Here is a 25657-nt window from a genome sequence, read left to right as displayed (position 1 = left end):
CTACGTTCGATTTTTCGGCGGGTTCCGGAGAGACGCGAGGGGAACCGCTTAAGTTCGTTACCCCCCGACCAACGGGTATGACCGACAGGGTATCGAACGCGAGCGGAGGGCCGACCCCGTGAGCGTCGGCCACCGCGTAGGCTCGGACCACCAACTCGCACGCCTGCTACAGATCGGAATCGTGCTCGAAGAGGTGGTCGAAGCGCGCGCGTACCACCACTACCAGTCCCTGTCCGCCGACGAGCGCGAACTCGACGCGGAGATAGAGCAGTTGCTGGAGCACGCCGCCGAGGAGTCCGCCGACCACCGCCAGCGACTGGAAGCGATCATCGACGAGCTCGACGCCGAGAGCATCCCGTTCGAGGACATCGAGACGCTCGTCGAAGCGCGCTACGGGAAGACGAAACCCGACGACTTCGACGGCGTCCTCTACGATCAGCTCTGTAACGAAGAGACCGCCTACAAGTTCTACGACGACCTCATCGAGGGAATCGAAGCCAGCGACGCGTCGTTCTCTATCGAACGAGAGCGTCTGCTCTCGGTCCTCCGCGACATCCGCGCCGAAGAAGCCGAGGGCGTCGAAGAGGTGACGAAAATCATGGAGACACGAGAATGATGGGAACCAACCGATGAACACGGCAGACCAGTATCTGAAAGCGATCTACCTCATCCAGGAGATGGAGGACGGCCCGGCGGCGACTGGCGCACTCGCGAAGATGCTCGACGTCAGTCCCGCCAGCGCCAACGAGATGATCGGCAAACTCGAAGACCGCGGCCTCGCCGAGCACGAGAAGTACAAAGGCGTCCGGCTCTCCGACGAGGGAATCGTCCGCGCCCGCGACGCGCTTCAGACGTACTGCATCATCGAGCGGTTTCTCACGAACGTTCTCGAAGTCGAGGACTTCCGAGGGGAGGCCCGCGAGTTGGAGAGCGTCATCGACGACACCGTCGCCGAGCGACTCGACACCATCATCGACCGCAACAGCGAGTGTCCCGACTGCTTCGACCCCGAGACCGACGCCTGTCGGTATCTCGAGGTTGAGTCGGAGAATCTCGCAGACTGAACCGTCCTGTCTCCGGACGTGAACGAACATACAACTAAGCGCGTTCAGTGAGAGGCCCGATTCATGAGCGGGACCGATAGCGCGCTGAGCAAACTCAAGCGGTTGGCGGGGCTCACCTCCGAGGAGGAGCTTCCGTACGTCTGCCTGTCGTGCGAGACGGGTTACGACGTACAGTATCACGTCTGCCCCAACTGTGGCAGTTACGCGGTAGAGAGACGGCCCGAGTGACGGCCTACCGACTCAGAGCGGAAATCACTAATAGCCGGAGGACGACCGATTTCACGTAGTCGGAACCGACCGACTCGGTCGAGTCCCGTGGTGTAGTGGCCAATCATAATGGCCTTTGGAGCCATTGACGGCGGTTCGAATCCGCCCGGGACTATCCTGCGAGGAACGGACGTGACGAGCGGATAGTCCACGCGGATTCGCAGCCTAGAAGACGAGAGGATTCGAGTCTTCGCGGTTCGAATCCGCCCTTCTGCGGCGAGTTGTAGACGTACCTAGATTCGCACCGAGGGCGGATTCGAAACGGGGAGCGGGCGCAGTGAGCGTCCGCGGGGCGAACCCGCCGAAAAGACGGCGAGGCAGGCGTTGTCGACGCTGTGCCACACCGGCTAGTTGCTCTCGTTTCCGCCACCGTCGTCGCCCTGCACCGGAATCAACTGCGAGTCGACGAACCCCTGGTCGTCCTCGGGAAGGAACGAGTAGTTCGGGCGGACGCGGTACACCTGTCCTTGCTGGATGTTCGCGTCGTCGGCAGGATAGACGAGGAATCGCTCGTTGGTGTTGAGGTACGTGGCGACACGCGTGTTGTAGTCGCTCCACGCGGTGAAGCCGGTCTGCTGCGGCGTGTAGTTCACCACCCCGGAGACGATGCGAAGTCTCGCACCGGGGTTGAAGTTGTTCGACTGGAACAGCGCCTTGTACCGGGGTTGGTTCCCGTCCGTTTGGGCGGCCGCGCCGCCAGTCGCCGACAGGCCGAGCGCGAGGCCTCCAGCGGACAGCGCGCCCGTTTTCAGCACGGTTCGTCGAGTCGATTCGCGTTCGTCCGTAGTGTTGTCACTCTCGTCGGTCATAGATTCACCACGGGCCGTCGAGCAGCGTGGCAAACGCACGTCGGCACGGTGAACCTCGCGCGCCGACGGTCGTTCAGACGACCCACGCAAACTGACGACAAGCAGTTCCGAAAGCGCTAGCCTTGTTCTTGTAAGCAACCGTCGACGAGGAGTCAGCCCGACGCTCAGACGGTCACTCGATAGCGAGACACCGACCGTGGGGGCTAGGACCGGACCCGAGAGGGGTCACACGTCGAACCCGAACCCTTCTGTCGCCGCCGTCCGAACTCCGTGCTATGAGCGGGCGCATCGACGGTGGGCTTCGACGGGCGCAGTACAGCCTCCGGTACGTCGTCTTCTCGGCGTACTACGCAGCCGTCCGTCGCAACCACCGGCACGGATGGTACGCACCGAAGAAACGCGTCGGGTCCGCGAGCTTTCGGAGTTACGAACTCGTCAACAAACACGGCGACGACGCGTTGCTACGCCGACTCCTCCGCGCCTGCGAACCCGGCGACGTCGTCTACGACGTGGGCGCGAACACCGGTGTCTACTCGCTGGCCGTCGCCGCCAACGAACCCACCGCCCGCGTCGTCGCTTTCGAACCGAATCCGGACGTCGCCGCGCAACTCCGGGCGAACGTCGCCCGCAACGGGTTCGGAGACCGCATCACCGTCCGCGAGGAGGGTGTGGGCGACCGGACCGAAATCCGCCGGTTCCACCGCTCCACGTACGACGAACTCGGGTCGTTCGACGCCCGAAACGCCGGGGCGTGGGAGGCGAGCGTCCGCGACGAGGTCGACGTTCACGTCGTCGCCCTCGACGACATCGTCGAAGGAATCGGCGCGGGCGATAAAGACGGAGACGAAGACGGCGACCTTCCCTCGCCGGACCACCTCAAAATCGACGTCGAGGGGTACGGGTTGGAGGTGCTCCGGGGCGCGCGCGAGACGCTTCGCTCGGTGCGGCCGACCGTCTACTTCGAACCGCACAGGGAAGGCGGCGAGGACCGAACCGACGAAGTCGCGTCGCTGCTGCGGTCGCTCGGCTACCGGATTCGAGCGCGGCCCGGGGCGTGGCTCTGCGTTCCGACCGCGGACGAAGTAGCGGAGACGACCGACTAAACCAGCCGGAACTTCACGCGCTCTTTCTCGCCGCCTTTCGTCTCCCGGCCCGTGACTTCGACGGTGCCGAGCTCGTCGGTGTTCTCGACGTGGGTGCCCGCGCAGGCGGTCCGGTCGTACGGGTCGTCCTCGGGGCCGATTTCGACCAGCCGAATCTCGGTGATGGAGTCCGGCAGGAGGTGGAGGCGGGTCCGCTCGGGGTCGAGCGTCGCTTCGGCCTCCTCGCGGTCCATGACGTACCAGCGGACGGCCATCGCGTCGTCGACGAGATCGTTCATCCGCGCCTCGATGTCGGCGAGGTCCGCCTCGTCGAAACGCTCGTAGGCGCAGTCGAGGTACGCGCGGTCGGCGTACAGTTGATTGCCGGTCGTCTCGGCGTCGTACTCCGAGAGCAGGAGCGCAGAGAGGAGGTGTTGGGCCGTGTGATACTTCATGTGCGAGTACCGGCGCTCCCAGTATAGTCGGCCGGTGACCGTCGCCCCTACCTCGGGTGGCTCCTCCGACAGCGTGTGGTACACCGTGTCTTTCTTCGAGACGTCGGTGACGGTCCACGTCCGCGCCTCGTCGCCCGGTTCGTCGCCGGCGAGGGTGAGCGTCCCGGTGTCGTTCGGTTGACCGCCGCCGGTCGGGTAGAACGCGGTGCGGTCGAGGACGACTCGGTCGTCGAGGACGCGTTCGACTGTCGCCTCGAACTCGCGGGCGTCGGTGTCGTCGAGATACAGCAACTCGGTCATAAACGTTGGGAGCCATCGAACCCACTTACTGGTTCGCGTTGCGGCGGATTCGTGCGCCCGAAACCGCGAGAGGCGCAGCGAGGAAGGGGTTCACCGAGTCCGGATTTTCCGAGTCGTCGGCCCTGTCGTAACGCCTAAGAGCGAAACGACCCTCTCTTCGAGCAACAATGACCGAAAGCCCTTCCCATCGGAGGTGGACTCCGTGGGGGTCGAGATAAAAGAGACGGAGGTTACAGAGGAACAGTTCGAGGAGATGAAGCAGTTCGTCTACGACTACCTCGCCGCCAGCGTCGAGAACGAGGACGACGGCGGACGGATGCGGTGGTACCCGTGGCACAGCGCCGACTACCGCTTCAACCACATCATCAACGTCGTCGCGCTCGCGACCCACATCGCCGAGCGCGAGAACGCCGACGTCGACGTCGTCGCCGTCGCGTCGCTGTTTCACGACATCGCGAAACTCGACGCCGACCAGGACGTCCACGCCGAAGAAGGCGCGCGCGTCGCCCGCGAGTACCTCTCCTCGCACGGCGAGTTCCCGCAGTCGTTCATCGACGAGGTCTGCCAGGCCATCGAGGACCACTCGTATCAGGGACCGCTCTCGGACGTGTCGCTGGAGACGCAGTGTCTGATGGAGGCCGACATCCTCGACAAAGTCGGCGCGAACGGCACGGCGCTCATGCTGCTCCGGATGGGCTACGAGGCCCGAACGCACATGGACGCCGCCGAGATGGTCGAGCGCGTCCTCCAGCGCGGCGTCGACGCCTCCCGTCGCATCGAGAGCGACACCGCAGAGAGCGTCGCCCACCGCCGCCTGAAGCGCGTCAAGTGGTTCCGCGAGTGGCTCGAGGAGGAAGTGCCCGAGATGAACCACGAGCGGTTCGGGTTCTGAGTCGGCTCTGAGTCGGCGAATCGACGACCGGCGACTGACGATTCGTTTTATATCGTGTCCAACACGCCCAGCACCCGCTCTTCGGCGTCGCGGCCGGGGTCGTGTTCGGAGCCGTCGCGGTCGCTCTCGCGGTGTTCCTTCACGGTTCGACGCATCGCCTCGTCGACCGGCGTCGACTCCCAACCCAGTGAGGCGAGCTTGTTCGTGTCGAGGACGTGCGGGTACGGTCGGTAGAGGACGAAATCGGTCGGTTCGAGGTCCGCGGCGGCGAGTTCGCGCTCGCCCGCGTGGACGACCTCTATCTCGGTGTCCGCGGCGTCGGCGACGACCTCCACCATCTCTTCGAGCGTGACGAGTCGTTGGTCGCCGACGTTGTACGCTTCGCCGGGTTCGCCCGACTCGGCGACGATGCGGAGCGCGCTCGCCACGTCCTCGACGTACGCGCGGTGCCAGATGTTCGTGCCGTCGCCCGGTACGACGACGCGGTCGTAGTTGTCGACGCGGTCCAGCCAGTAGTCGAGTCGCTCTGTGTAGTCGTGCGGTCCGTAGACGATGCACGGACGGACCGAGGTGGCGTTGACGCCGCGCTCCGCGGCCTCGAAGATTACGCGGTCACCCTCGGCTTTCCGGGGGCCGTAGCTCTCGGCGGAGTCGTCCTCGGCTTGCTCGGGCGTGCAGTCGCAGAGTTCGGTGACGCCCTCGCGTTTGGGAATCTCCTCGCTGCCGTAGGCGCTCCCGCTGGAGATGTAGACGTAGCCGTCGACGTCGGCGAACACGTCGACCGCCGCTTCAACGTCCTCGGGTTTGTACGCGACGCAGTCGACGACGATGTTCGGCTCCGCCTCGTCGCGGGCGCGTTCGAGGTCCGCTCGGTTGGTTCGGTCGCCCTCGACGCGACCGACCCGGTCGTCGTCGGCGAAGGGGTTCTCGTGGTTGCCGCGGTTGAAGATGGTGACCTCGTAACCGTTCTCCAGAAGGTCGTCGACGACGTGCCGGCCGATGAAGCGCGTCCCGCCGACGACGAGTGCTGAATCCGAGTCGCTCGTGTCGCTCATGTCGGTTCCCGGTCGGTGGTGCGGGGTGAAAAGTGTACGAGTGCCGGTCCGATTGGCCGTGATTACGCGTCGTCCGTTCGCTCCGCGGCCGCCGCAGCCTCCAACACCCTCCCCTCGTCTACCCTCTCAGGGCCGTTCTCCGCCCCGCCGCGCCCCCTTTCGACGTGTTCGGTCGCCGGGGACGTGCGAGACGCCCGCGCGGTCGGCGAAGGGGTCGCCGCGAGCGCCGCGAGTGAACGTCGTCGCGTCGTGGTGGCGGCCGAGCAGTTCCTCGACGGTGTTGCGGCCGACGAAGCGCGTCCCGCCGAGACGGAGAGCGGTTTTCATATGTTCTGCTCTCGCGGCGGAGCGCGAAAGACGCGCGTCGAGCGGAACCGGTCGCACACGAGAAGAGAGACGTGACCCCCATCGAGCCGCCTCGTGGACGGTCGGACTCGAATCTTCGACGCTCACCGTCCGTGAGCGCCGGCGCTCCGGTCTAACCCTCGAACGGGTCCTCGTAGTCGTTGCGGATGAAGTAGCGGACCCAGTTGCCGTACGTCCGGTCGGCGGGGTGGTCTGCGACCTGCTCGTACCGGACGACGCCGTCCTCGTCGATAACGTACGTCGCGGCGATGCCGGTCAGACCGTGGCTCGTCTGCTCGGTGCCGCTGTACTTCTCGGCTGCCTCGCCGTCGGGGTCCGCGAGCAGTTGGACGTCGAGGTCGTAGCGGTCGCGCATCTCGGTGACCGGCCCGACGGAGTCGGTGACTACCGGGAGCACGTCGACGCCCTCGTTGAACCAGAGGTCGTACGAGACCTCGCTGAACGTCTGGAGCTGTTCGGCGCAGAAACTGCACCAGTGGCCGCGATTCACGAGTACGACAGTCGGACCGGAGTCGAGCGTCTCCGAGAGCGAAACCGATTCGCCGGCGGTGCTCTGCAACTCGAAGTCGGGTGCGTCGTCGCCTACGTCTGGCATATCTCGCGAGATGGACGCCACCGTGAAAACCACGGCTCGGTTAGGTGTGGCGGCTACACGCCCCCGGTAGCTTTAGGTTCGGTTCTCAGTCGCGAGCAGCGACCGAAGGCTCACCGCCTGCGCCTCGAACTCGGCGATGTCTAACTCGTCGGTCGTGACGATGACGCCGTGGTCGTCGACGAGTACGCGACAGACGAACCCCTTCGAGAAGACGCGGATAGTGTACTCGTACTCGCCGATGTCGGGTTCGGTCGACTCGTCGCCGAACAGGTCCTGGTACGTCTCCTGCGAGGAGAAGCCGAGGCGTTCGTTCTCGACGAGCGGTTCCTTCACCGAGCGGACGCGCGAAGGGTCGTCCGCGTAGAGCCCCGAGCGGAGGTACAGCACCTCGAACTCGTCGGGCGTGAAGTAGATGACACTGCGGAGTGCATCGCCGAGCGCAGTCCGCACGAGGTAGACGATGCTGTCGGCGAAGTCGTCACTGGGTCTCGACGCCATACGGTACCTTACGGCCGCCGGCTTAACAGTCGTTTCCCGCGGTCGGTCGGTACGTCGGCGAACCGCTATCGACCCTCCGCCGTTGAGTTGTTCGACTCATCCGAACCGTCCCGTCCACTCGAACCGCTCTGTCCGCCCGAGCCGTTCTGTCCGCCCGAACCGCTCTGCCCGCCCGAACCGCTCTGCCCGCCCGAACCGCTCTGTCCGCCCGAGCCGTTCCGTCCGCCTCCCGTCGGCGAGAGCTTCGTCACGCCGTCGTAGAAGGCGGCTCCGCCCGATGCGAGGTACGCGAAGAAGCCGATACCGCCGCCCCGATACTGCGAATCGGTTCCGGAAAACTGCGTGAGCCGGTCACCGTTTGCGCCGAACAGCCCCACCGTGTGCGACCCCGCCTGCCCCCACCGGACGACGACGCGATACCAGCGGTTCTGGCGGAGCGAGAACCCCGAGTTCGAGGCGCCGATGAGTTCCTTGGCCCCGCCGACCTCCCGGTAGAGGAACACGTTGCTGGAGGGGAACTGCAGTTTCACGTAGTACATGTTGTTCGGGTCGGTGACCGCGTATCCGAAGTTGACCGTGTCCGCGCCGCCGGTCGCGCGCACCCAGTACGAGAACGTGTCCCCGGGCGTCGGGCTCCGCGGCAGCGACGACGCGAACAGGAGGCCGTCGACGCCGGCGATTCGCAACGACCGTTCGCCGGAGCGAGAGACGTTCTGCACCGTCGAGATTCCGGGCCGCCCGTTAGCGAACTGATACCGCTCGGTCAGTCGCTGGTTGCCGTACTCGAACTCCTCGACGACGACCTGCTGTCGCTGCTGCTGCGCCGCCGCCGTCGAACTGCCGAACGCCGGGACGGCACCAAGCGAGAGCCCCGAAGCGACTCCGAGCGTCTTGAGCGCGTCGCGGCGTCCGACTGTGCGTCCGATCGACTCGTCAGAGTTGTCGTTTCTCTCCATCGCTACGATTTCCGACAGTACGACATAGTATAAATTCAATTCAGAGATACGATAACTTCTCGTAGCACTGTCGCTACTCAGCGCGAGAGAGTCAGTGAAGATGTCTAACGGACGGAATCAGGCGGCGTCCGGTCACTCACGGGACCGTTCGGATGGGCCGAACGAGGGGTCTGGAGACGGAGAGCGGGCGACTCGGCTCTCGACTCAGTCGTCGCTCTGTGCGACTTCGCGGCCGAGGCGAGCGTCTTCGACCGAACCGGCGGGCGCCGGGAGTTCCTCGCGGACGTCGGCGCGGCCCTCCTCGGAGATGACTTTCGCGTACGCGTCCGGCATCACCTTCGTGAAGTTCTGGACTTCGGCGGGCCACTCCGCCAGCAGCGACCGGGCGCGCTCGCTGTCGGCGTAGTCGGCGTGGTTCTCCACGAGGCGGCGCAGCATCGCCTCGTCGCTGTCGTCGAGTTCCCGCGAGAGCGACACCATCTCGGTGTTCGCCTTCGCCGCCAACTCCTCGTCGGGGTCGTAGACGTAGGCGACGCCCCCGGACATCCCCGCGGCGAAGTTCCGGCCCGTCCCGCCGAGTACGGCGACGACGCCGCCGGTCATGTACTCGCAGCCGTGGTCGCCGACGCCCTCGACGACGGCTTTCACGCCCGAGTTGCGGACGGCGAAGCGCTCGCCCGCGACGCCGTTGACGTACAGTTCGCCCTGCGTCGCCCCGTACAGCGCGACGTTGCCGACGAGGACGTTCTCGTCGGGTTCGTAGCTCGCCTCGGCGGGCGTCTCGACGACGACCTTGCCGCCGGAGAGCCCCTTGCCGACGTAGTCGTTCGCCGCGCCGGTGAGACGCATCGTCACGCCTGAGGCGAGAAACGCTCCGAAGCTCTGGCCGGCGACGCCGTCGAACTCGCAGGTGATGGTGTCGTCGGGGAGCCCGTCCCCGCCGTAGGCGTCCGAGATACGGTTCGAGAGCATCGCGCCGACCGCGCGGTCGACGTTCGAGAGCTCGTGACTGAGGTGGACGGGGTCGCCGTCTTCGAGCGCCGCGGCGGCCTCCTCGACGAGCTGGCGGTCAAGTTGCGTGTCGAGATCCGAGTGCGACTGCTCCTGCGTCTTCCGGCGCTGGTCGCCCGCCGGCTCCGCGAGTACCGCCGAGAGGTCCAGGTGCTTGGCCTTCTCGTGGTCGGTGTCGACCTGCCGGAGATATCCCGGACGCCCGATCATCTCGTCGACCGTCTCGAAGCCGAGCTCGGCCATGATCTCGCGCAGTTCCTGCGCGATGAACGTCATGTAGTTGATGACGTGGTCGGGTTGGCCGGGGAAGCGGTTCCGCAGGTCCTCGTTCTGCGTGGCGACGCCGACCGGGCAGGTGTTCTCGTGGCACTGCCTCGCCATCACGCAGCCCGCGGTGACGAGCGACGCCGTCCCGAAGATGTACTCCTCCGCGCCGAGCAGCGCCGCGATGGCGACGTCGCGGCCCGTCTTCATCCCGCCGTCGGTGGAGACGCGGATGCGGTCGCGCAGGCCCGTCGCGCAGAGCATCTGGTTCGCTTCCGCGAGGCCGAGCTCCCACGGCAACCCCGCGTTCTTGATGCTCGTCTTCGGGGACGCGCCGGTTCCCCCGGAGTCGCCGGAGATGTGTACCACGTCGGCGTTGGCCTTCGCCACGCCCGCCGCGATGGTGCCGATACCCGCCTCGGAGACGAGTTTCACGTTGATGTCGGCGTCCTCGTTTGCGACCTTCAGGTCGTGGATGAGCTGCTTGAGGTCCTCGATGGAGTAGATGTCGTGCAGCGGCGGCGGCGAGATGAGGCCGACGCCCGGCGTCGAGTAGCGGACGTGCGCGATCATCTCGTTGACCTTCTTGCCGGGGAGGTGGCCGCCCTCGCCGGGTTTGCTCCCTTGGGCCATCTTTATCTGCAACTCGTCGGCCGACGAGAGGTAGTGGCTCGTGACGCCGAAGCGACCGGAGGCCACCTGCTTGACGTTGCACTCCTTCTCGGTGCCGAAGCGCTCGGGCGGTTCGCCGCCTTCACCCGAGTTCGACTTCCCGCCGATGCGGTTCATCGCGATGGAGTTGTTCTCGTGGGCCTCCGGCGAGAGCGACCCGAGGCTCATCGCCGCCGTCGAGAACCGCTCGACGATCTCCTCGACGGGTTCGACCTCCTCGATTGGGACGGAATCGCGGTCGGAGTCGAACTCGAGCAGCCCCCGGAGGGTCTGCAGTTCCTCGCTCTGGTCGTTGACGAGTTCGGCGAACTCCCGATACGTCTCGTAGCTACCGGAGCGGACCGCGCGCTGGAGCGCGCCGACCGACTTCGGGTTCCACTGGTGGTGGAGACCCGACGAGCGGTTCTCGTACTCGCCCTGTACTTCGAGCTTCGGGTCCTCGCCGTGGGCGACGGCGTGGCGCGCGAGCAGGTCCGCCTCTATCTGCGGTATGCCGATGCCCTCGGTGCGGATCTCGGTGCCCTCGAAGTACTCGCGGACGAACGACGAGGAGAGACCAACGGCCTCGAATATCTGCGCGCCGCGGTAGCTCTCGACCGTCGAGATGCCCATCTTCGCCATCGTCTTCAGCAGGCCGTCCTCGAGCGCCTTCACGTACGCCGCGATGGCCTCCTCGGGGTCCGCCCCGTCGGGGCCGGCGACGATGTCCTCGATGGTCTGGTAGGCGAGGTAGGGGTTCACCGCGCCCGCGCCGTAGCCGACGAGCGTCGCGAGGTGGTGGACTTCGCGGGGGTCACCGGACTCGACGACCAGGCCGGCGCGGTTCCGCAGGCCGTTGCGGACGAGGCTGTGGTGAACCGCTCCGGTCGCCAGTAGACTCGGAATCGGTACCCTGTCGGGGCCGGCCGCGCGGTCCGAGAGCACGACGATGTCCGCGCCGCCCTCGATGGCCTTGCGGGCGTCCTCGCGGAGGCGCTCGACGGCCGCCTCCAGTTCCTCGTCGTCGGGGTCGTACGTCGCGTCGAGCGTCTCGCTGCGCAGGCCGTCGCTCCCGTCGAGGTTCTTGATTCCCGCCGTCTCTTCGTCGGTGACGACGGGCGAGTCGAGCACGAGTTGGCGGGCGTGTTCGGGGGACTCCGCGAGCATGTTCCGCTGGTTGCCGAGGCGGGATTCGAGGCTCGTCACCAGCTTCTCGCGGATGTAGTCGATGGGTGGGTTCGACACCTGCGCGAACAGCTGTTTGAAGTAGGTGAACAGCGGCCGGTTGAACTCCGAGAGCACCGACAGCGGCGTGTCGTCGCCCATCGAGCCGACGGGGTCTCTCCCCTGTCTGGCCATCGGTTCGATGAGGTGGTTCAGTTGGTCCTGCGTGTAGCCGAACGCCACCTGCTGGGCGCGCAACGACTCGACGGCGTCGCGCGTGCCGAACGCCTCGGGGTCGGCGAACGCCGAGAGGTGACGCTGCTCGTCGCGGACCCACTCGCCGTACCTCTCGTCGACGAGCGAGTCGAACACCTCCTCGTCGGGGACGACGCGGCCCTCCGCGGGGTCGGCTACGAACAGCTGACCGGGTTGGAGACGCCCCCGCTCCTCGATTTCGGCCGGGTCGTGGTCGAGCGCGCCGACTTCGCTCGCCATCACGAGGCGGTTGTCGGTCGTCACGTCGTAGCGACACGGGCGCAGGCCGTTGCGGTCGAGCACCGCCGCGACTCGCTCGCCGTCGGTGGCGGCGACCAGCGCCGGGCCGTCCCACGGTTCGACGAGGCTCGCGTGGAAGTCGTACCAGTTCCGGCGATCCTCGTCCATCGCGGGGTCGTTGCGGTACGCCTCCGGAATCAGCATCCGGAGGACGTGCGGCAGGTCGCGGCCGCCCTGCAGCAGCAGTTCGACGACGTTGTCGACGCTGGCGGTGTCGCTCTGGTCGGCGTTCGTCACCGGCTTTATCGTCTCGATATCGCTGCCGAACTCGGGGTGTTCGAGCTCCGTCTCGCGGGCGCGCATCCAGTTGACGTTGCCGCGGATGGTGTTTATCTCGCCGTTGTGGACGACGTTGCGGTACGGGTGCGCGAGGTGCCACGCGCCGAGCGTGTTCGTCGAGAATCGGGCGTGAACCATCGCCAGCGCCGACTTCATCCGCTCGTCGCGGAGGTCCGGATAGTACGTCGGCAGCTGCTCGGCTTTCAGCAGTCCCTTGTAGACGAGCGTCCGCCGCGAGAGCGAGCAGACGTAGAACCGACCGCTCCCCTCGATGCCCGAGTCGTCGACGGCGTTCTCGGCGGCGCGGCGGCCGACGTACAGCGCGCGGTCGAACGCCTCGGCCTCGGTCGATTCGTCGGACGGGCGGACGAACAGCTGCCGGACGTCCGGTTCGGACTCTACGGCCGTCGCGCCGAGGTCGGAGTTGTCCGTGGGGACGTCGCGCCAGTGGAACGCGTCGAGGCCGTGGTCGGCGAGCGCCTCCTCGACGACGGCGACGACCCGTTCGCGCTGGTCGTCGTCCTGCGGGAAGAAGACGGAACCGACCGCCCACAGTTCGGGGAGGTCGGAGTCGAGTTCGTCGGCGAAGAAGTCGTCGGGTCGTTGAATCATCACGCCCGCGCCGTCGCCCGTGTTCTCCTCCGCGCCGGTGGTGCCGCGGTGTTCGAGGTTTACGAGCAGTTCCAGCCCGTCTGCGAGTACGTCGTGGGACGCGCCGCCGTCGAGGTCCATGACGACGCCGACGCCGCAGTTCGACCGCTCGTCGGTCGGGTCCGCGAGGCCGACCCTGCGGGTGTCTCTGTGTGGCTTGGTCATACGACTGCCTTGGCGCTGGTACTTATTAGCGTACCCCTGAAAGGATAAGGGTGTTTTTATGGCATATAAGGTTATTAGGATAGACTTTATAGGCCGAACGACCGTGACGGATTCGGGACGGTTCGCGGCTGCTGAGGCTCCACCCGAGCGCTCGCGGCGACGATTTATCTGCGTGGTCGAGGGCGGAGTCCCGGCCGAGAACATCTTCGACTCCGGGAAAGTCGCCGGCGTTCGAGTCGAAGTCGGAGACGGGAGTTACCTCCACATCCCGTACAGTCGGGCGTATTCGATACGGACGAGCGAGGAGGAAGGGACCGTGGACTACTCGTCGCCGTACAGTCGGGTCGTCTGCAGTTCGTCGGAGAGTCTCGCTACGAGCGCGAAGACGGAGTCGTACGCTCAGTACGACTTGGCGAAGTACGCCGTCTCCTCGGACGTCTCGCCGCAGATGGCACACTCGTCGTGCTCGTCGAGGTCCAACTGCTTCTCCTCGTCGTCGGGGAAGGGAACCATCACGATCTCCGCGGAGATCTGGTCTTTGATCTCCGTCTCACACGCTTCCTCGCCGCACCACGGCGCGCGGACGTAGCCGCCGTGCTGGCCGATAGTACCGAGAATCTCGCTTCGGGCGAAGGCGTCGCGGACGTTCTCTTCGACGTTCTCCTCGGCGGCGGCGTACAGTTTCGCGTACACCTCGTCGAAGTGGTCTTCGACCGTGTCGACGATTCCCTTGCGGGCCTCAACCGTCGACTCGCCGTCGGGGCGGTGGACGACGGTGATTTCGTCGTCGTCGACCTCGTTGGGTCCGATTTCGAGGCGGACGGGGACGCCGTTGAGTTCGTGTTCGTTGAACTTGAAGCCGGGGTTGCGCTCGTCGCGGTCGTCGAGTTCGACGCGGATGCCCGCTTCTTCGAGGTCGTCGGCGACGCGTCCGGCGTAGTCGAGCACGTCCTCCTGGTTCTCCTCCTGCCAGATGGGGACGACGACGACCTGGGTGGGCGCGACCGTGGGGGGAAGCACGAGCCCCTGGTCGTCGGAGTGGGTCATGATGAGCGCGCCGATAGAGCGCCACGACAAGCCCCACGAGGTCGTGTGAGCGTTTCTGTCCTCCTCGTCCTCGTCGGAGTAGGTGATGTCGAACGCCTCGGCGAAACTCGTGCCGAGGTGGTGACTCGTCGCGCCCTGCACCGACTTGCCGTCGGGCATCAGCGCTTCCACCGTCGTGGTCGTGTCCGCGCCGGGGAACTTGTCGTGGTCGGGTTTCCGCCCGCGGAGCACGGGGATGGCCAGCAGGTCCTCGTAGGCCGACTCGTACTGGTCGAGACGGAGCAGCGTCTCCTCCCAGGCGTCTTCGTGGCTGGCGTGGGCGGTGTGGCCCTCCTGCCAGAGGAACTCCTTCGTGCGGAAGAACGGCTTCGTGTCCGTCGCCTCCCAGCGGACGACGGAGGCCCACTGGTTGACGCGCAGGGGGAGGTCGCGGTGGCTGCGGACCCACTGGCTCATGTAGGGGGCGATGATGCTCTCGCTGGTGGGGCGGACGGCGAGGCGCTCTTCGAGTTCCTCGTGGCCGCCGTGGGTGACCCACGCGACCTCGGGGTCGAACCCTTCGACGATGTCCTTCTCGCGTTCGAGGTAGCTCTCGGGGATGAAGAGGGGGAAGTAGGCGTTCTGCACCTCGGTCGTCTTGAACTTCTCGTCGAGATAGCTCTGGACGGCCTCCCAGAGGGCGTAGCCGCGGGGGCGGGTGACGATGAAGCCGCTCATCCCCTCGGGGGCGTAGTTGGCCAGTCCGGCCTTCTGGACGACTTCGGCGTACCACTCGCCGGTGTTGTACTCCTTGGACTCGGTGATGCCGAGGTCCTGGTTGTCGGTCATTGTCGAAACGGTCGCAGTACGGTGGGATATGACTTCTGGATGCGTGCGACGGTCTCTCGGTCGGACGTTCGGACGTGTCTCGATAGACTCCCTCAGACCGCGTCGACCCCGAACGGGCTCTCCGTCTCGGTCCACTCCCACCCGGGCAACCGCGTCTGAAACCCCGCCGCCAGCGCCGCGTCCAGGTCGTCCGCGCCGGCGACGCCCTCGGTGTGGGTCATCGTATCCGCGACGTGGAACGTCGCCTGCGCGAGCAGCGCGAGCGGTTGCCCGCCCGCGATAGTCGACGCCAACTCTCGGCCGAGCACCTCGTCGACGACGAAGCCCGGATAGTCGCCCTCGACGTCGAGTTCCCGCAGAATCCGCGCGTAGCCCGCGACGTTGACCGCCACGTCGCCGTCGGCGAAGACGGTGTCCACCTCGGCGCGGTACTGCGCCTCGGTCACGGGTGCGACGTCGGTGCCGAAACGCTCGCCGAGCGCCTCCCGAACCTCGTTGATGAGCGCGACAGTGTCTGGAGCGCGCGATTTCAGCCTCTCGCGTTCGGCGGCGACGGCGTCGGGCGTGAGTTCCATAGCGGAACCGAGAACCGCCGGTGGCTTTCCTTTTGCGAAGGCTTTTATAACGAGAAGGTAATACTGCCGGACAAGCGGGTTTTCACTGCCTCTTCCCGCACGTAGCATACAGAGTTACTCCGTTGAGTATGTCTCTCCGGAACCGACGGTCACGACGTGCGTTCGAATTTCACGCGCGTTCGACGAACCGACGGGACCCGAGACGGCAGTACGAGGCCCGACCGGAGTGGACCGACGGGCAGCATACATATGAGTTCAGTAGACAAGCAACTTGAGGAACTGAAAGCAGAGATCGACAGCGAACTTCCGAGCGACATCGTGGTCTCGGACGTGAAGTACGAGGGACCGGAACTTGTCGTCTACACGCGCAACCCCAAGGAGTTCGCGCAGAACGGCGACCTCATACGCAAACTCGCCAGCAAACTCCGAAAGCGAATCACCGTTCGACCGGACCCCGACGTGCTCACCGACCCGGAGAAAGCGCGCGAGCAGGTCCTCGACGTGATTCCGGAGGAGGCGGACGTCACCGACCTCGACTTCCACGCCGACACCGGCGAAGTCGTCATCGAGGCGGCCAAACCCGGCATGGTCATCGGCCGCCACGGCTCGACGCTGCGCGAGATAACCCAACAGGTCGGGTGGACGCCCGAAGTCGTCCGCACGCCGCCTATCGAATCCTCCACCGTCTCCAACGTCCGCAACTTCCTGAAACAGGAGCGCGAGGAGCGCCGCGACATCTTGGAGAAGGTCGGCCGCCAGATTCACCGCGAGCAGCTCAGCCGCGAACAGTGGGTTCGCATCTCGACGCTCGGCTGCTGCCGCGAGGTCGGTCGCGCGTCGTTCATCCTCTCGACGGCCGACACCCGAATTCTCATCGACTGCGGCGACAAACCCGGCGCGGAGGGCGAAGTGCCGTACCTCCAAGTGCCCGAGGCGCTCGGCTCGGGCGCGAACTCCATCGACGCCGTCGTACTCACGCACGCCCACCTCGACCACTCGGCGTTGCTCCCCCTCCTGTTCAAATACGGTTACGACGGCCCGATTTACTGTACCGAACCGACGCGCGACCTGATGGGGCTGCTCACGCTCGACTACCTCGACGTGGCGGTCAAGGAGGGACGGACGCCGCCGTACGAGTCCGAGATGGTCCGTGAAGCCATCAAACACTGCATCCCGCTCGAGTACGGCGACGTGACCGATATCGCCCCCGACGTGAAACTCACGTTCCACAACGCGGGTCACATCCTCGGGTCGGCGGTGACGCACTTCCACATCGGCGACGGCCTCTACAACGTCGCGTTCTCCGGCGACATCCACTACAAGGACACCCGCCTGTTCAACGGCGCGGTCAACGACTTCCCGCGCGTGGAGACGCTCGTGTTGGAGTCGACCTACGGCGGGCGCAACGACTACCAGACCGACCAGGAAGATTCGGAGGAGAAACTTGTCGAGGTCATCAACGAGACGGCCGACCAGGGCGGTAAAGTCCTCATCCCCGCCTTCGCCGTCGGTCGGTCACAGGAGATCATGCTCGTCCTCGAACAGGCGATGCGCTCGGGCAAGATTCCGGAGATGCCCGTCCACCTCGACGGGATGATCTGGGAGGCGACGGCCATCCACACCACCTACCCCGAGTATCTCCGCGACGAACTCCGCGACCGCATCTTCCACGAGGACGAGAACCCGTTCCTCTCGCCGCAGTTCAACCACATCGACGGCGGCGAGGAAGAGCGCCAGGAGGTCGCCGACGACGGCCCCTGCATCATCCTCTCGACCTCCGGGATGGTCACCGGCGGTCCCATCATGTCGTGGCTCCGCCACCTCGGCCCCGACCCGGACTCGAACCTCGTCTTCGTCGGCTACCAGGCGCAGGGGACGCTGGGTCGCCGCATCCAGAACGGCTGGGACGAGATACCCGTCAACGACCGCGACAGCCGAAACTCCGGGCGGTCGAGCACGCTCACGCTGAAGATGGGCGTCGAGACGGTCGACGGCTTCTCCGGCCACGCCGACCGCAACGGTCTGATGAACTTCGTCCGCACGATGAACCCCCGCCCCGAGAAGGTGCTCTGCGTCCACGGCGACGAGCGCTCCGTGCAGGACCTCTCGTCGGCGCTGTACCACGAGTTCAACATGCGGACGTTCGCCCCGAAGAATCTCGAAACGTTCCGGTTCAAGTAGCGAACCGAGCGACGCCGTCGGGTCGTTCTCGGATTCTCGCGTCCTCTCGTTCCCCCGTCGTCTCGTCCTCTCGTCGCTCTACTCCGCGGCTTCGAGCTCCCACTCGTCGTCGGTCACCGACTCGCGAGCCAGTTCCTCGCCGTCGCCGAGCAGGCGGAACTCGAACCGGCCGTCGATTCGTTCGACCTGCACGTCGAGCGAGAGCGTGTCGGCGGTGACCGTCTCGGTCGCCGCCTCCGGACTTCTGTCGTCCCCGGTCGCCGCGAGGCCGTAGTCGTCGTAAGCGACGCGCGTCGACGCCGCGATGACGTCGTCCTCGTCGTACACGTCGGCGGAGATGCCGTCGCGCGTCTCGGTCTCTTCGACTCGCAGCGTGTAGGTCTCCATCGACATACACGGGACGTGCCACATCGACGGTATTGAGTCTCGGGGTCGCTGTCAGCGAGACGACGTATCGGGAGAGCGCGTTCGCAGGTGGATTCAATAGGCCGACGCCGCGAGTTGAGGTATGCGCCTCGCGCTCATCGCCCACGACGAGAAGAAACCCGACCTCATCGAGTTCGCGACCGGTCGAAGCGACGACTTAGAGGGGATGGAACTGATGGCCACGGGGACCACGGGGCAGCGACTCATCGAGGAGACGGGCCTCGACGTCGAACGAAAGCAGTCGGGACCGCTCGGCGGCGACATGCAGATCGGCGCCGAAATCGCCGACGAAACCTGCGACGGCGTCATCTTCCTGCGCGACCCGCTGACCGCACAGCCGCACGAACCCGATATCACGGCGCTGCTGCGCATCTGCGACGTCCACGACATCCCGCTGGCGACGAACCTCGCCAGCGCCGACGCCGTGTTGGACGAACTCGTTCGGGAGCGGGAGGGCGACGGGTTCGAGGACTACGAGTAGCTCCGACACCCGCGCCGAGTACTCTCCGTACACTAGTCGTCGGCCACGACCTCCGCGGGGTCGACGACGGACTCCTCGACCTCGTCGACGCCGACCCTGTCGCAGTAGTCGTACAGCGGACACGCCTCGGGGCCGTCCAGACACGCCGGTTTCCGCGCTTTGCAGTACTCGCGGCCGAACTGCAGCATCGCCGTGTGTCCGAACCCACATTTCTCGGCGGGGACGTCGCGTTCGAGGTGTTCGCGGACTTTCTCGTGGTCAGCGTCCGGCGGTGCGAGTCCCATCCGGCGGCTGATTCGGTGGACGTGGGTGTCGACGGGGAAGACGCCGCCGCGGCCGCCCGAGAAGAGGAGGACGCAGTCGGCGGTTTTCGGACCGACGCCGCGAATCTCCATGAGCCGACCTCTGACCGTCTCGGGGTCCGCCTCGCGGACGTACTCGTCGAAGGCGTTCTCGCTTCCGAACTCGTCGACGATCTCGGCGGCGGCCTCTATCATCACCTCCGACTTCTGGTTGTACAACCCCGCCGATTGGATGGTCTCGGCGAGTTCCGACCGCTCGGCGTCGGCGAGCCTCCGGGCGAGGTCTCCCCCGTCGCCGTCCGCCGACCCGTAGCGGGCCATCAGGCTGTCGTGCGCCGGTTGACTCGCCACGTCGCTGGTGTTCTGGCTCAGAACTGTGCGGACGAGACACTCGAAGGCGTCCTGGCCGCCGTAGGCTTTCCGCCAGTACAGTTCGCCGAGCTCGTCGACGACGGCTTCGGCGCGGGTCTCCGCCTCGCTGGGGTCGAACGTCGCCTCGACGCCACTGCCGGCGACGCCGCCGCTGATGTTCTCCGTCGGTTCCTCTGCCATACCGGAAGGAGGGCACGATTCGACAAAAGCGATGGGACCGAGGCGTGTCCCTTCGCCGACCCGCGGTCAGTCGCCCGCGTCGACACCGAGCGTGAGCGTCAGTTCCGCGCCGTCGGCGAGGGCGTCGACAAACTCGCGGTCGAACCCCTCGGCGGCGAACTCGGCACCGAGCATGACGGTCCGGTCGTCAGTGTGCTCGCTCGTCCGGCCGACCATGCTCCGGTCGCCCTCGAACGTCAGGTCGGGGTGGCCGTGACCCTCGACGCGTTCGGTGTGACCGTCGGCCTCGAACGTGGCGACGATGCGTGCGTCCTCGTTTCGACAGGCGTCGACGAACGCCGGGTCGAAATCGGCGGGCGTCCGGTCGGCCTCGACGGCGAGGATACAGTCACCCGCCGGAGTGAGCCAGTCGTCGGTCGTCACCTCGAACGTGCTCGCGTGGCGCGCGGAGACGTTCTCGTGCCCGCGTGCGCGAACGACTTCTTCGATCATATCGGAGAGCGGGGCGGCGGACAGAAATCTGTGGTGTTTCGTTCGAGCGAAGCGAGGACGAAGCACGGAAGGCACCGTTTTCGGACGAAGCACGGAATCACCCCCGCACCGACTCGCCGAACGGAACCGCGCGGAGAGTCACTCGGTCCGTGAACCGTCCGCGTCGAACGACGTGTCGGTCGTTTAAGTACGACGACCGATGACGACGCTTGGTACGTTCGGGGTCGAATCGTGGCACAGTACCACGTATGGTAGCCGTTTTCACTCACGAATTCACCGAAGTGTTTATATGCCCGACGCCAGTACTTGATGGTACCAGAACGCCTCCGGCATCTGGCGGAATCGCACGGGGAATGATCAGGAATCTCTTATCCACGGTCAGACGCACATCGTTAGAGCGACCGCCATCCGTCCGGAGCGGTGATGGTATCGAGGATTGATCAAGTATGGCAGCGGAACAATACGGAATCAAAGCATTGGACGAATCGAACAACGTAGAACTGACCGACGAGAAACTGGAGAGTGGCTCGAAAGGCCAACTCATCAAACTCGCCGGCCAGCTCCGCGACCGACGAAACGACCTCAACCAGATGGCCTCCGAGCGCGCTTCCAAGCGCGACGACCTCAACGCGAAGACGCGTGAGAAGGTCGACGAGGCCCAGGAACACCGCGAGCAGCGCGACTCGCTCAACGAGCAGGTTCAGGAGCACAAGAAGTCGCGCAACGAGCTGAACGCCGAGGCGAACGAGCTCTTCGACAAAGTCGAGGAGATGAAGAGCGACCTCGAACTCGACGACGGCAAGGACCTCGAGGAGCTCGAAGAGGAGATCAAACAGCTCGAGTTCCGTCAGCAGACCGAGGTACTCTCCACCGAGGACGAGCGCGAACTCATCGAGAAGATCGAGAAGAAGCGCGAGGAGTACCAGAACCGCAAGGAGAAGGTCGAGGACAGCGGCGAACTCGAAGAGCTCATCGAGGAGGCCGAGGAGGTTCGCTCCGAGGCGTCGAAGCACCACCAGAAGGTGACCGAGCTCGCCGACGAGGCCCAGGAACACCACAACCAGATGATCGAGGCCTACCGCGAGGCCGACGACATCCGCGACCGTGCTGACGAGATGCACGAGCTGTTCGTCGAGGCCCAGGAAGCGGCGGACCGCCACCACGAGGACTTCGTCCGCGTCCAGAAGCGCCTGCGCGAACTCGACAAGAAGGAGGAGCGTCAGCGCAAGGACTCCCGTGCCGAGGAACGCGAGGCTGCCAAACAGGAAGCCGAGGAAATCTACCAGGCGTTCCAGGACGGCGAGACCCTCGATACCGAGGACCTGATGAAACTGCAGCGCGCCGGTCTTCTCTAAGCGCGTCACTTTCTCTTCGCAGTTTTAAGCCGATAGCGCCCACAGCTACGGCTATGACAGGTGTCCAGCCGTGAACACACGGATAGCGACCGTCGAACGCCTCCTCGTCGTCGCCGTCGGTGCGATCGCCGCCGCGCTCGTCGGTTGGTGGCTGTTCTACGACGTTCCCGACTCGCTCGAAGACCTCCTCGGCGTCGTTCTCGTGCTCGCGACCGCCGCCGTCGGCGCGCGGTTCGCCGCCCGAATCGCCGCCTCGCGCGTCTCGGCGTACAACGTCGCCGAAGTCGCCGTCGAAGGGCCCATCTCGCGGGGCGGCCGCGGTCCGCTCCCGACCGGGAACGCCGGGACTCCCGCCGACGACGTCGTCGACCAGATAGAACGCGCCGGCGAGGGAGACGCCGACGCGCTTCTCTTGCGGCTGAACACGCCGGGCGGCGAAGTCGTTCCGAGCGACGACATCCGAAACGCCGCCGTCGACTTCGACGGCCCCACCGTCGCCTACGCCACCGACACCTGCGCCAGCGGCGGTTACTGGATCGCCAGCGGCTGCGACGAACTCTGGGCGCGCGAGGCGAGCATCGTCGGCAGCATCGGCGTCATCGGCTCGTCGGTGAACGTCCACGAACTCGCCGAGCAGTTGGGCGTCTCCTACGAGCGCTTCGCCGCCGGGAAGTACAAGGACGCGGGCGTAGCGCTGAAGGAGCTCTCGGACGACGAGCGAGCCTACCTCCAGGGCATCGTCGACAGACTCTACGACCACTTCGTCGAGCGCGTCGCCGAAGGGCGGGAGATGGACCCCGAGACGATTCGAGAGACGGAGGCCCGCGTCTACATCGGCACCGACGCCCACGAACTGGGACTCGTCGACGAACTCGGCACCCGCGACGACGTGGAGGACAGGCTCTCGGAACTGCTCGATACGGACGCAGTGATCCGGGAGTTCGAACCACAGCAGGGACTCGCCGTCCGGCTCCGTCGAGGGGCCGAGAGTGTCGCCTACGCCCTCGGAGCGGGACTGTCGCGTCACTTCGACGGTGAAGGCGTCGAGTTCAAGTTCTGAGCCGACGCGGACGACAGCGTCCCGGCGACCGGGAGGGTTTTTACCCTATCGGGTATTTCGCTGACGTGTGACTACGCTGGTCCTCTGTGTCGACCGGACGAACGACATCGGACGCAAGACCGGCTTGCGGACGCCCGTCTCCGGGTGGGAGGCGGTGCAGTCGCTCGTCGTCGACGTCGGACTCGCCGACCCCGAGGACACGAGTGTCAACTGTCTGCTCGAAGCGCTCCGCGTCGCCCGCGACCTCCGCGACGAGCGCGAGGAGGCCGTCGTCGCCGTCGTCTCCGGGGCGAGCGACTCGCTCGTCGGAGCCGACCGGTCGGTGGCCGCGCAGCTCGACGAACTCGTCGAACGGTACGACCCCGAGAGCGTCGTCGTCGTCGTCGACAGCGCCGAGGACGAACGTCTGGTCCCCGTCGTCGAGAGTCGCCTCCGCGTCGACGCCGTCGACCGAATCGTCGTCCGGCAGGCCCGCGACATCGAGTCGACCTACTACCTCCTCAAGCAGTTTCTCGCCGACGAGGAACTCAGACAGACCGTGCTCGTCCCGATGGGTATCGGACTGCTCCTCCTGCCGCTTCTGTTGCTGCGGTTCGGCTCCCCGGCGCTCGCGGGGGCGTTCATCGCGTCGCTTCTCGGCGCGGTGCTTCTGTACAAGGGGCTGGCTATCGACGAGCGCCTCGCTAACGTCCCCGAGCGAGTGCGCGACACGTTCTACTCGGGGCAGGTGTCGGTCGTCACCTACGTCGTCGCCGCGGGTCTGACGCTCGTCGGCGTCTTCCTCGGCGGGTTAGAGGCCTCGGCGCTCTCGACGGGCGACGCCGTCGTCGTGCCGGCGATTCAGTTCATCTACAGCAGCGTCCCGTGGCTGGCGTTGGCGGCGCTGACCGCGAGCACCGGCCGACTCGTCGACGAACTCATCCGGACCGACGATGTGCACTCGCCGTACTGGAACCTCCCGTTCGGGGTCGTCGCGCTCGGTCTCGTCGTTCGAGGGTTCACCGGGTGGTATCTCGAACGCGAGGGGATCCTTCCGCACGCCTCCGTTCCGGGACTGACCGGCGAACTGCCGGCGACGTACCGGCTCGCGGCGTTCATCGTCGCGGGACTGGTCGTCAGCATCGTCGGGGTCGCCGTCGCCTCGAACGTGACCGACGAGACGCTCGACGTGCGGTAGCGCGGAGAGAAAACGGGCTCAACGCGTCGAGCGGTACTCGCCGTGCTTGATGCCGACGACGAGCGCCAGCACGCCGAACAGTGCGATTCCGACGCTGACGCCGACGCTGATGGTCGCCGGCATCGGGCTCGTCACGGTTCCGCCGATAATCACGAGCAGCGGGACGACGAACAACGCGACTGTCGTTGTGAGGTCGAACTGCATGGGAGAACGTTGGACGGGGCGCGATTAAGGGTTTCTCCGGGAGAGCGTCCGACGCCGAGCGGTCAGCGTCGGCGGGGTCGAACGATATCCGCGAGGACGACGACGATGCCGAGCAACCACCCGAGCGGCACCGCGACGCCGAACCACATCAGCACGTACGCGAACCCTTCGAGCGTGAACTGCTCGCGGAGGAACTCGTCGAGACCGCCGACCGCGAGCACGTTGTCCAGAAGCCAGACGGCGACCGACTGGCTGTTCGGGAAGACGACCGCCGAGAGCGTCGGCGAGTACAGGGCGGCGACGACCGGCGGCAGAAACAACGCCGTCATCCCGGCGGGGTACGCGAGGAGAACGCTCGTTCCGCGCCCGCCGACGCGCGAGAAGACGACGGCCAGGGCCGCCGAAACCGTCGCGACGAGACTCGCGGCGACGACGGCGAAGAAACCGTCCGCCGAGAACTGATAGCGAGCGAACGCCGACAGCGCACCCCAGCCGACCACCGAGAGAAGCACGACGCCGACGAGACCGAGTCGCGTTCCCGCGCTGTCGAGTCGCTTCGCGTAGAAGCGCGTCGCGAAGCCGAGCAACAGCAACGGATACGTCAGTGCCACGAGGGGGACGCCGAGGGCACCCCACGCCGAGTACGTCGCACGTTGGGGGCCGGTCTGCGGTTTCCACTTGCCGATGACCGAGTTGCCGACGTTCAACTGCCGCGGAAAGACGAGCTCCATCCACGTCTCGTGTAACCGGGCGAGGTCGATGCGTATCGCGCCGACCAATCCCGGTTGCGAGGTTGCCTTCATCGCAAGAGAGTGTCGTACCGGGTGATGTGAATTTTGTGGGTCGACACTCGCGGTGAAACGACCGCCCCGCCGGTGACGTCGCGCCGACGACGACCCGCCGGTGACGTCGCTCGCGGAGCACGGTCGTCGAAAAAGAACGCCTCGCCGTCGGATACCGATTTCGGCTCGCTACCAGGGGGCGAAGCTCGGGTCGACGCGCCGGTCGGTGCGGTCGATGGCGTCGATATCGTCGATATCCTCGTCGTCGAGGTCGACCGCCAACGACTCCCAGTTGTCGCGGATGTGTTCCTCGCTCGTCGCCTTCGGGATGGCGGTGACGCCCTTCTCTCGAATCCAGGCGAGGCTCACCTGGAACGGACTCGCGTCGTGTTTGTCGGCGATGGCGGAGATAGTTTCGTCGTCGGCGATCGCCCCGCGCGCCAGCGGCGAGTACGCGACGAGTTCGATATCGCGCTCGGCGCAGTGCTCGCGGAGCTCCTCCTGCGGGAGCAGCGGGTGGAGTTCGACCTGGTTGGCGAAGATGGGCGCGTCGGAGTGCTCGATGGCCTCGTCGACGTGTTCCGGTTCGAAGTTGCTCACGCCGATACGCTTTACGAGGCCTTCGTCGTACAGTTCGTTGAACGCCTCGAACGTCTCCTCGGGGTCGTACTCGCGGGCGGGCCAGTGGATGTACAGCAGGTCGACGTAGTCGACGCTGAGGTCGTCGAGGCTCTGTTTCGTCGTCTCGACGACGTCGTCGTAGGCGAGGTTGTCTATCCACACCTTCGTCGCGAGGAAGATATCCTCTCGCGGAACGTCGGCGGCGGCGATTCCGTCGCCGACCTCGGACTCGTTGCCGTACGCCTGAGCGGTGTCGATGTGGCGATAGCCCATCTCCAGCGCCGTCTGGACGGCGTTTCGACAGTCGTCGGGGTCTGTGTTCTCCCAGGTGCCGAGACCGAGCATCGGCATTCCGTTCGCGAGTGGCACGTCCTCGCTCGTGAGTTCCTGTCCGTTAGACATGTATCGAAACGAAAGGTCTAGACGCCAAAAGCGGTTGCGGCCGTCGTACATGCTGCCGACTGTTTCGCGGTGCGTTCAGGGTCACCGGCCAGA

The 25657-nt window shown here is 65.8% G+C and carries 26 protein-coding genes and 1 tRNA gene; 11 read left to right on the top strand and 16 right to left on the bottom strand.

Annotated features, from left to right (window positions below):
• Positions 1-118: 118 nt before the first annotated feature.
• From DV709_RS04345 to DV709_RS04335, 4 genes are all read left to right on the top strand, one after another.
• On the top strand, positions 119-616 hold the full coding sequence (locus tag DV709_RS04345; RefSeq protein ID WP_117592048.1) for a ferritin-like domain-containing protein: 498 nt from the start codon (positions 119-121) through the stop codon (positions 614-616).
• A gap of 13 nt (positions 617-629) precedes the next feature.
• The gene (locus DV709_RS04340) at positions 630-1064 is read left to right on the top strand and encodes a metal-dependent transcriptional regulator (protein ID WP_117592046.1); all 435 of its coding nucleotides are present in this window, start codon (positions 630-632) and stop codon (positions 1062-1064) included.
• A gap of 63 nt (positions 1065-1127) precedes the next feature.
• A complete protein-coding gene (locus DV709_RS17605; protein ID WP_157972642.1) occupies positions 1128-1292 on the top strand; it encodes a hypothetical protein in 165 nt (54 codons plus the stop codon).
• 81 nt (positions 1293-1373) lie between these two features.
• A tRNA-Gln gene (locus tag DV709_RS04335) sits at positions 1374-1446 on the top strand.
• A 232-nt stretch (positions 1447-1678) separates the two neighbouring features.
• Here DV709_RS04335 and DV709_RS04330 read toward each other — a convergent pair.
• The gene (locus tag DV709_RS04330) at positions 1679-2140 is read right to left on the bottom strand and encodes a hypothetical protein (RefSeq protein ID WP_117592045.1); all 462 of its coding nucleotides are present in this window, start codon (positions 2138-2140) and stop codon (positions 1679-1681) included.
• 275 nt (positions 2141-2415) lie between these two features.
• Here DV709_RS04330 and DV709_RS04325 point away from each other — a divergent pair, with 275 nt between their 5' ends.
• A complete protein-coding gene (locus DV709_RS04325) occupies positions 2416-3243 on the top strand; it encodes an FkbM family methyltransferase (protein WP_117592043.1) in 828 nt (275 codons plus the stop codon).
• Here DV709_RS04325 and DV709_RS04320 read toward each other — a convergent pair.
• Positions 3240-3977, bottom strand: a complete 738-nt coding sequence (locus DV709_RS04320; protein WP_117592041.1) for an alanyl-tRNA editing protein — start codon at positions 3975-3977, stop codon at positions 3240-3242. The genes DV709_RS04325 and DV709_RS04320 overlap by 4 nt on opposite strands.
• 202 nt (positions 3978-4179) lie before the next feature.
• Here DV709_RS04320 and DV709_RS04315 point away from each other — a divergent pair, with 202 nt between their 5' ends.
• Complete coding sequence (locus DV709_RS04315) at positions 4180-4869, top strand: HD domain-containing protein (protein WP_117594105.1); 690 nt, start codon at positions 4180-4182, stop codon at positions 4867-4869.
• Between the two features lie 47 nt (positions 4870-4916).
• On the opposite strand, the gene DV709_RS04310 is transcribed toward DV709_RS04315, so the two are convergent.
• The 8 genes from DV709_RS04310 to DV709_RS04275 form a co-directional block, all read right to left on the bottom strand.
• Positions 4917-5924: an NAD-dependent epimerase/dehydratase family protein gene (locus tag DV709_RS04310; RefSeq protein WP_117592039.1), complete on the bottom strand. Its 1008-nt coding sequence runs from the start codon at positions 5922-5924 to the stop codon at positions 4917-4919.
• A 126-nt stretch (positions 5925-6050) separates the two neighbouring features.
• Positions 6051-6251 (bottom strand): NAD-dependent epimerase/dehydratase family protein, encoded by a 201-nt coding sequence (locus DV709_RS04305; protein ID WP_117592037.1) that lies wholly within the window; start codon positions 6249-6251, stop codon positions 6051-6053.
• A 151-nt stretch (positions 6252-6402) separates the two neighbouring features.
• Positions 6403-6885, bottom strand: coding sequence for a peroxiredoxin family protein (locus tag DV709_RS04300; RefSeq protein ID WP_117592035.1), 483 nt, complete (start codon positions 6883-6885; stop codon positions 6403-6405).
• Between the two features lie 72 nt (positions 6886-6957).
• Complete coding sequence (locus DV709_RS04295) at positions 6958-7383, bottom strand: DUF7522 family protein (protein WP_117592033.1); 426 nt, start codon at positions 7381-7383, stop codon at positions 6958-6960.
• Between the two features lie 65 nt (positions 7384-7448).
• Positions 7449-8339 carry a hypothetical protein gene (locus DV709_RS17600; RefSeq protein ID WP_157972641.1) on the bottom strand — a complete coding sequence of 297 codons (891 nt, stop codon included), beginning with the start codon at positions 8337-8339 and terminating at the stop codon, positions 7449-7451.
• Positions 8340-8543: 204 nt separating this feature from the next.
• Entirely contained in the window at positions 8544-13079 is a 4536-nt protein-coding gene (gene gltB, locus DV709_RS04285; RefSeq protein ID WP_117592030.1) for a glutamate synthase large subunit, read from the bottom strand.
• A 399-nt stretch (positions 13080-13478) separates the two neighbouring features.
• A complete protein-coding gene (proS, locus tag DV709_RS04280; protein WP_117592029.1) occupies positions 13479-14954 on the bottom strand; it encodes a proline--tRNA ligase in 1476 nt (491 codons plus the stop codon).
• A 92-nt stretch (positions 14955-15046) separates the two neighbouring features.
• On the bottom strand, positions 15047-15529 hold the full coding sequence (locus tag DV709_RS04275; RefSeq protein ID WP_117592027.1) for a hypothetical protein: 483 nt from the start codon (positions 15527-15529) through the stop codon (positions 15047-15049).
• A 249-nt stretch (positions 15530-15778) separates the two neighbouring features.
• Here DV709_RS04275 and DV709_RS04270 point away from each other — a divergent pair, with 249 nt between their 5' ends.
• On the top strand, positions 15779-17710 hold the full coding sequence (locus DV709_RS04270; protein WP_117592026.1) for a beta-CASP ribonuclease aCPSF1: 1932 nt from the start codon (positions 15779-15781) through the stop codon (positions 17708-17710).
• 78 nt (positions 17711-17788) lie between these two features.
• Here the strand turns inward: DV709_RS04270 and DV709_RS04265 are convergent, their stop codons facing one another.
• Entirely contained in the window at positions 17789-18103 is a 315-nt protein-coding gene (locus DV709_RS04265; RefSeq protein WP_117594102.1) for a hypothetical protein, read from the bottom strand.
• A 115-nt stretch (positions 18104-18218) separates the two neighbouring features.
• Here DV709_RS04265 and DV709_RS04260 point away from each other — a divergent pair, with 115 nt between their 5' ends.
• Positions 18219-18617: a methylglyoxal synthase gene (locus tag DV709_RS04260; protein WP_117592024.1), complete on the top strand. Its 399-nt coding sequence runs from the start codon at positions 18219-18221 to the stop codon at positions 18615-18617.
• A 32-nt stretch (positions 18618-18649) separates the two neighbouring features.
• Here the strand turns inward: DV709_RS04260 and DV709_RS04255 are convergent, their stop codons facing one another.
• Together DV709_RS04255 and DV709_RS04250 are read right to left on the bottom strand one after the other, a co-directional pair.
• A complete protein-coding gene (locus DV709_RS04255; RefSeq protein WP_117592022.1) occupies positions 18650-19471 on the bottom strand; it encodes an endonuclease III domain-containing protein in 822 nt (273 codons plus the stop codon).
• A 66-nt stretch (positions 19472-19537) separates the two neighbouring features.
• Entirely contained in the window at positions 19538-19960 is a 423-nt protein-coding gene (locus DV709_RS04250; protein WP_117594100.1) for a DUF371 domain-containing protein, read from the bottom strand.
• Between the two features lie 449 nt (positions 19961-20409).
• Between DV709_RS04250 and DV709_RS04245 the strand changes: the two genes are divergently transcribed.
• The 3 genes from DV709_RS04245 to DV709_RS04235 all read left to right on the top strand — a co-directional run bounded on the left by DV709_RS04245 (position 20410) and on the right by DV709_RS04235 (position 23555).
• Entirely contained in the window at positions 20410-21318 is a 909-nt protein-coding gene (locus DV709_RS04245; protein WP_117592021.1) for a coiled-coil protein, read from the top strand.
• Between the two features lie 70 nt (positions 21319-21388).
• Positions 21389-22378, top strand: a complete 990-nt coding sequence (gene sppA / locus DV709_RS04240; protein ID WP_117592019.1) for a signal peptide peptidase SppA — start codon at positions 21389-21391, stop codon at positions 22376-22378.
• Between the two features lie 67 nt (positions 22379-22445).
• Complete coding sequence (locus DV709_RS04235; RefSeq protein ID WP_117592017.1) at positions 22446-23555, top strand: DUF373 family protein; 1110 nt, start codon at positions 22446-22448, stop codon at positions 23553-23555.
• Between the two features lie 18 nt (positions 23556-23573).
• On the opposite strand, the gene DV709_RS04230 is transcribed toward DV709_RS04235, so the two are convergent.
• The 3 genes from DV709_RS04230 to DV709_RS04220 all read right to left on the bottom strand — a co-directional run bounded on the left by DV709_RS04230 (position 23574) and on the right by DV709_RS04220 (position 25513).
• Positions 23574-23759 carry a DUF7333 family protein gene (locus tag DV709_RS04230; RefSeq protein ID WP_117592015.1) on the bottom strand — a complete coding sequence of 62 codons (186 nt, stop codon included), beginning with the start codon at positions 23757-23759 and terminating at the stop codon, positions 23574-23576.
• A gap of 62 nt (positions 23760-23821) precedes the next feature.
• Positions 23822-24562, bottom strand: coding sequence for a hypothetical protein (locus DV709_RS04225; RefSeq protein ID WP_117592014.1), 741 nt, complete (start codon positions 24560-24562; stop codon positions 23822-23824).
• Positions 24563-24730: 168 nt separating this feature from the next.
• Positions 24731-25513: an aldo/keto reductase gene (locus tag DV709_RS04220; RefSeq protein WP_117594098.1), complete on the bottom strand. Its 783-nt coding sequence runs from the start codon at positions 25511-25513 to the stop codon at positions 24731-24733.
• Positions 25514-25657 lie beyond the last annotated feature (144 nt).

The sequence above is a fragment of the Haloprofundus halophilus genome, from assembly GCF_003439925.1.
GTDB lineage: Archaea > Halobacteriota > Halobacteria > Halobacteriales > Haloferacaceae > Haloprofundus > Haloprofundus halophilus.
This window is presented reverse-complemented; position numbering and strand designations above follow the sequence as displayed.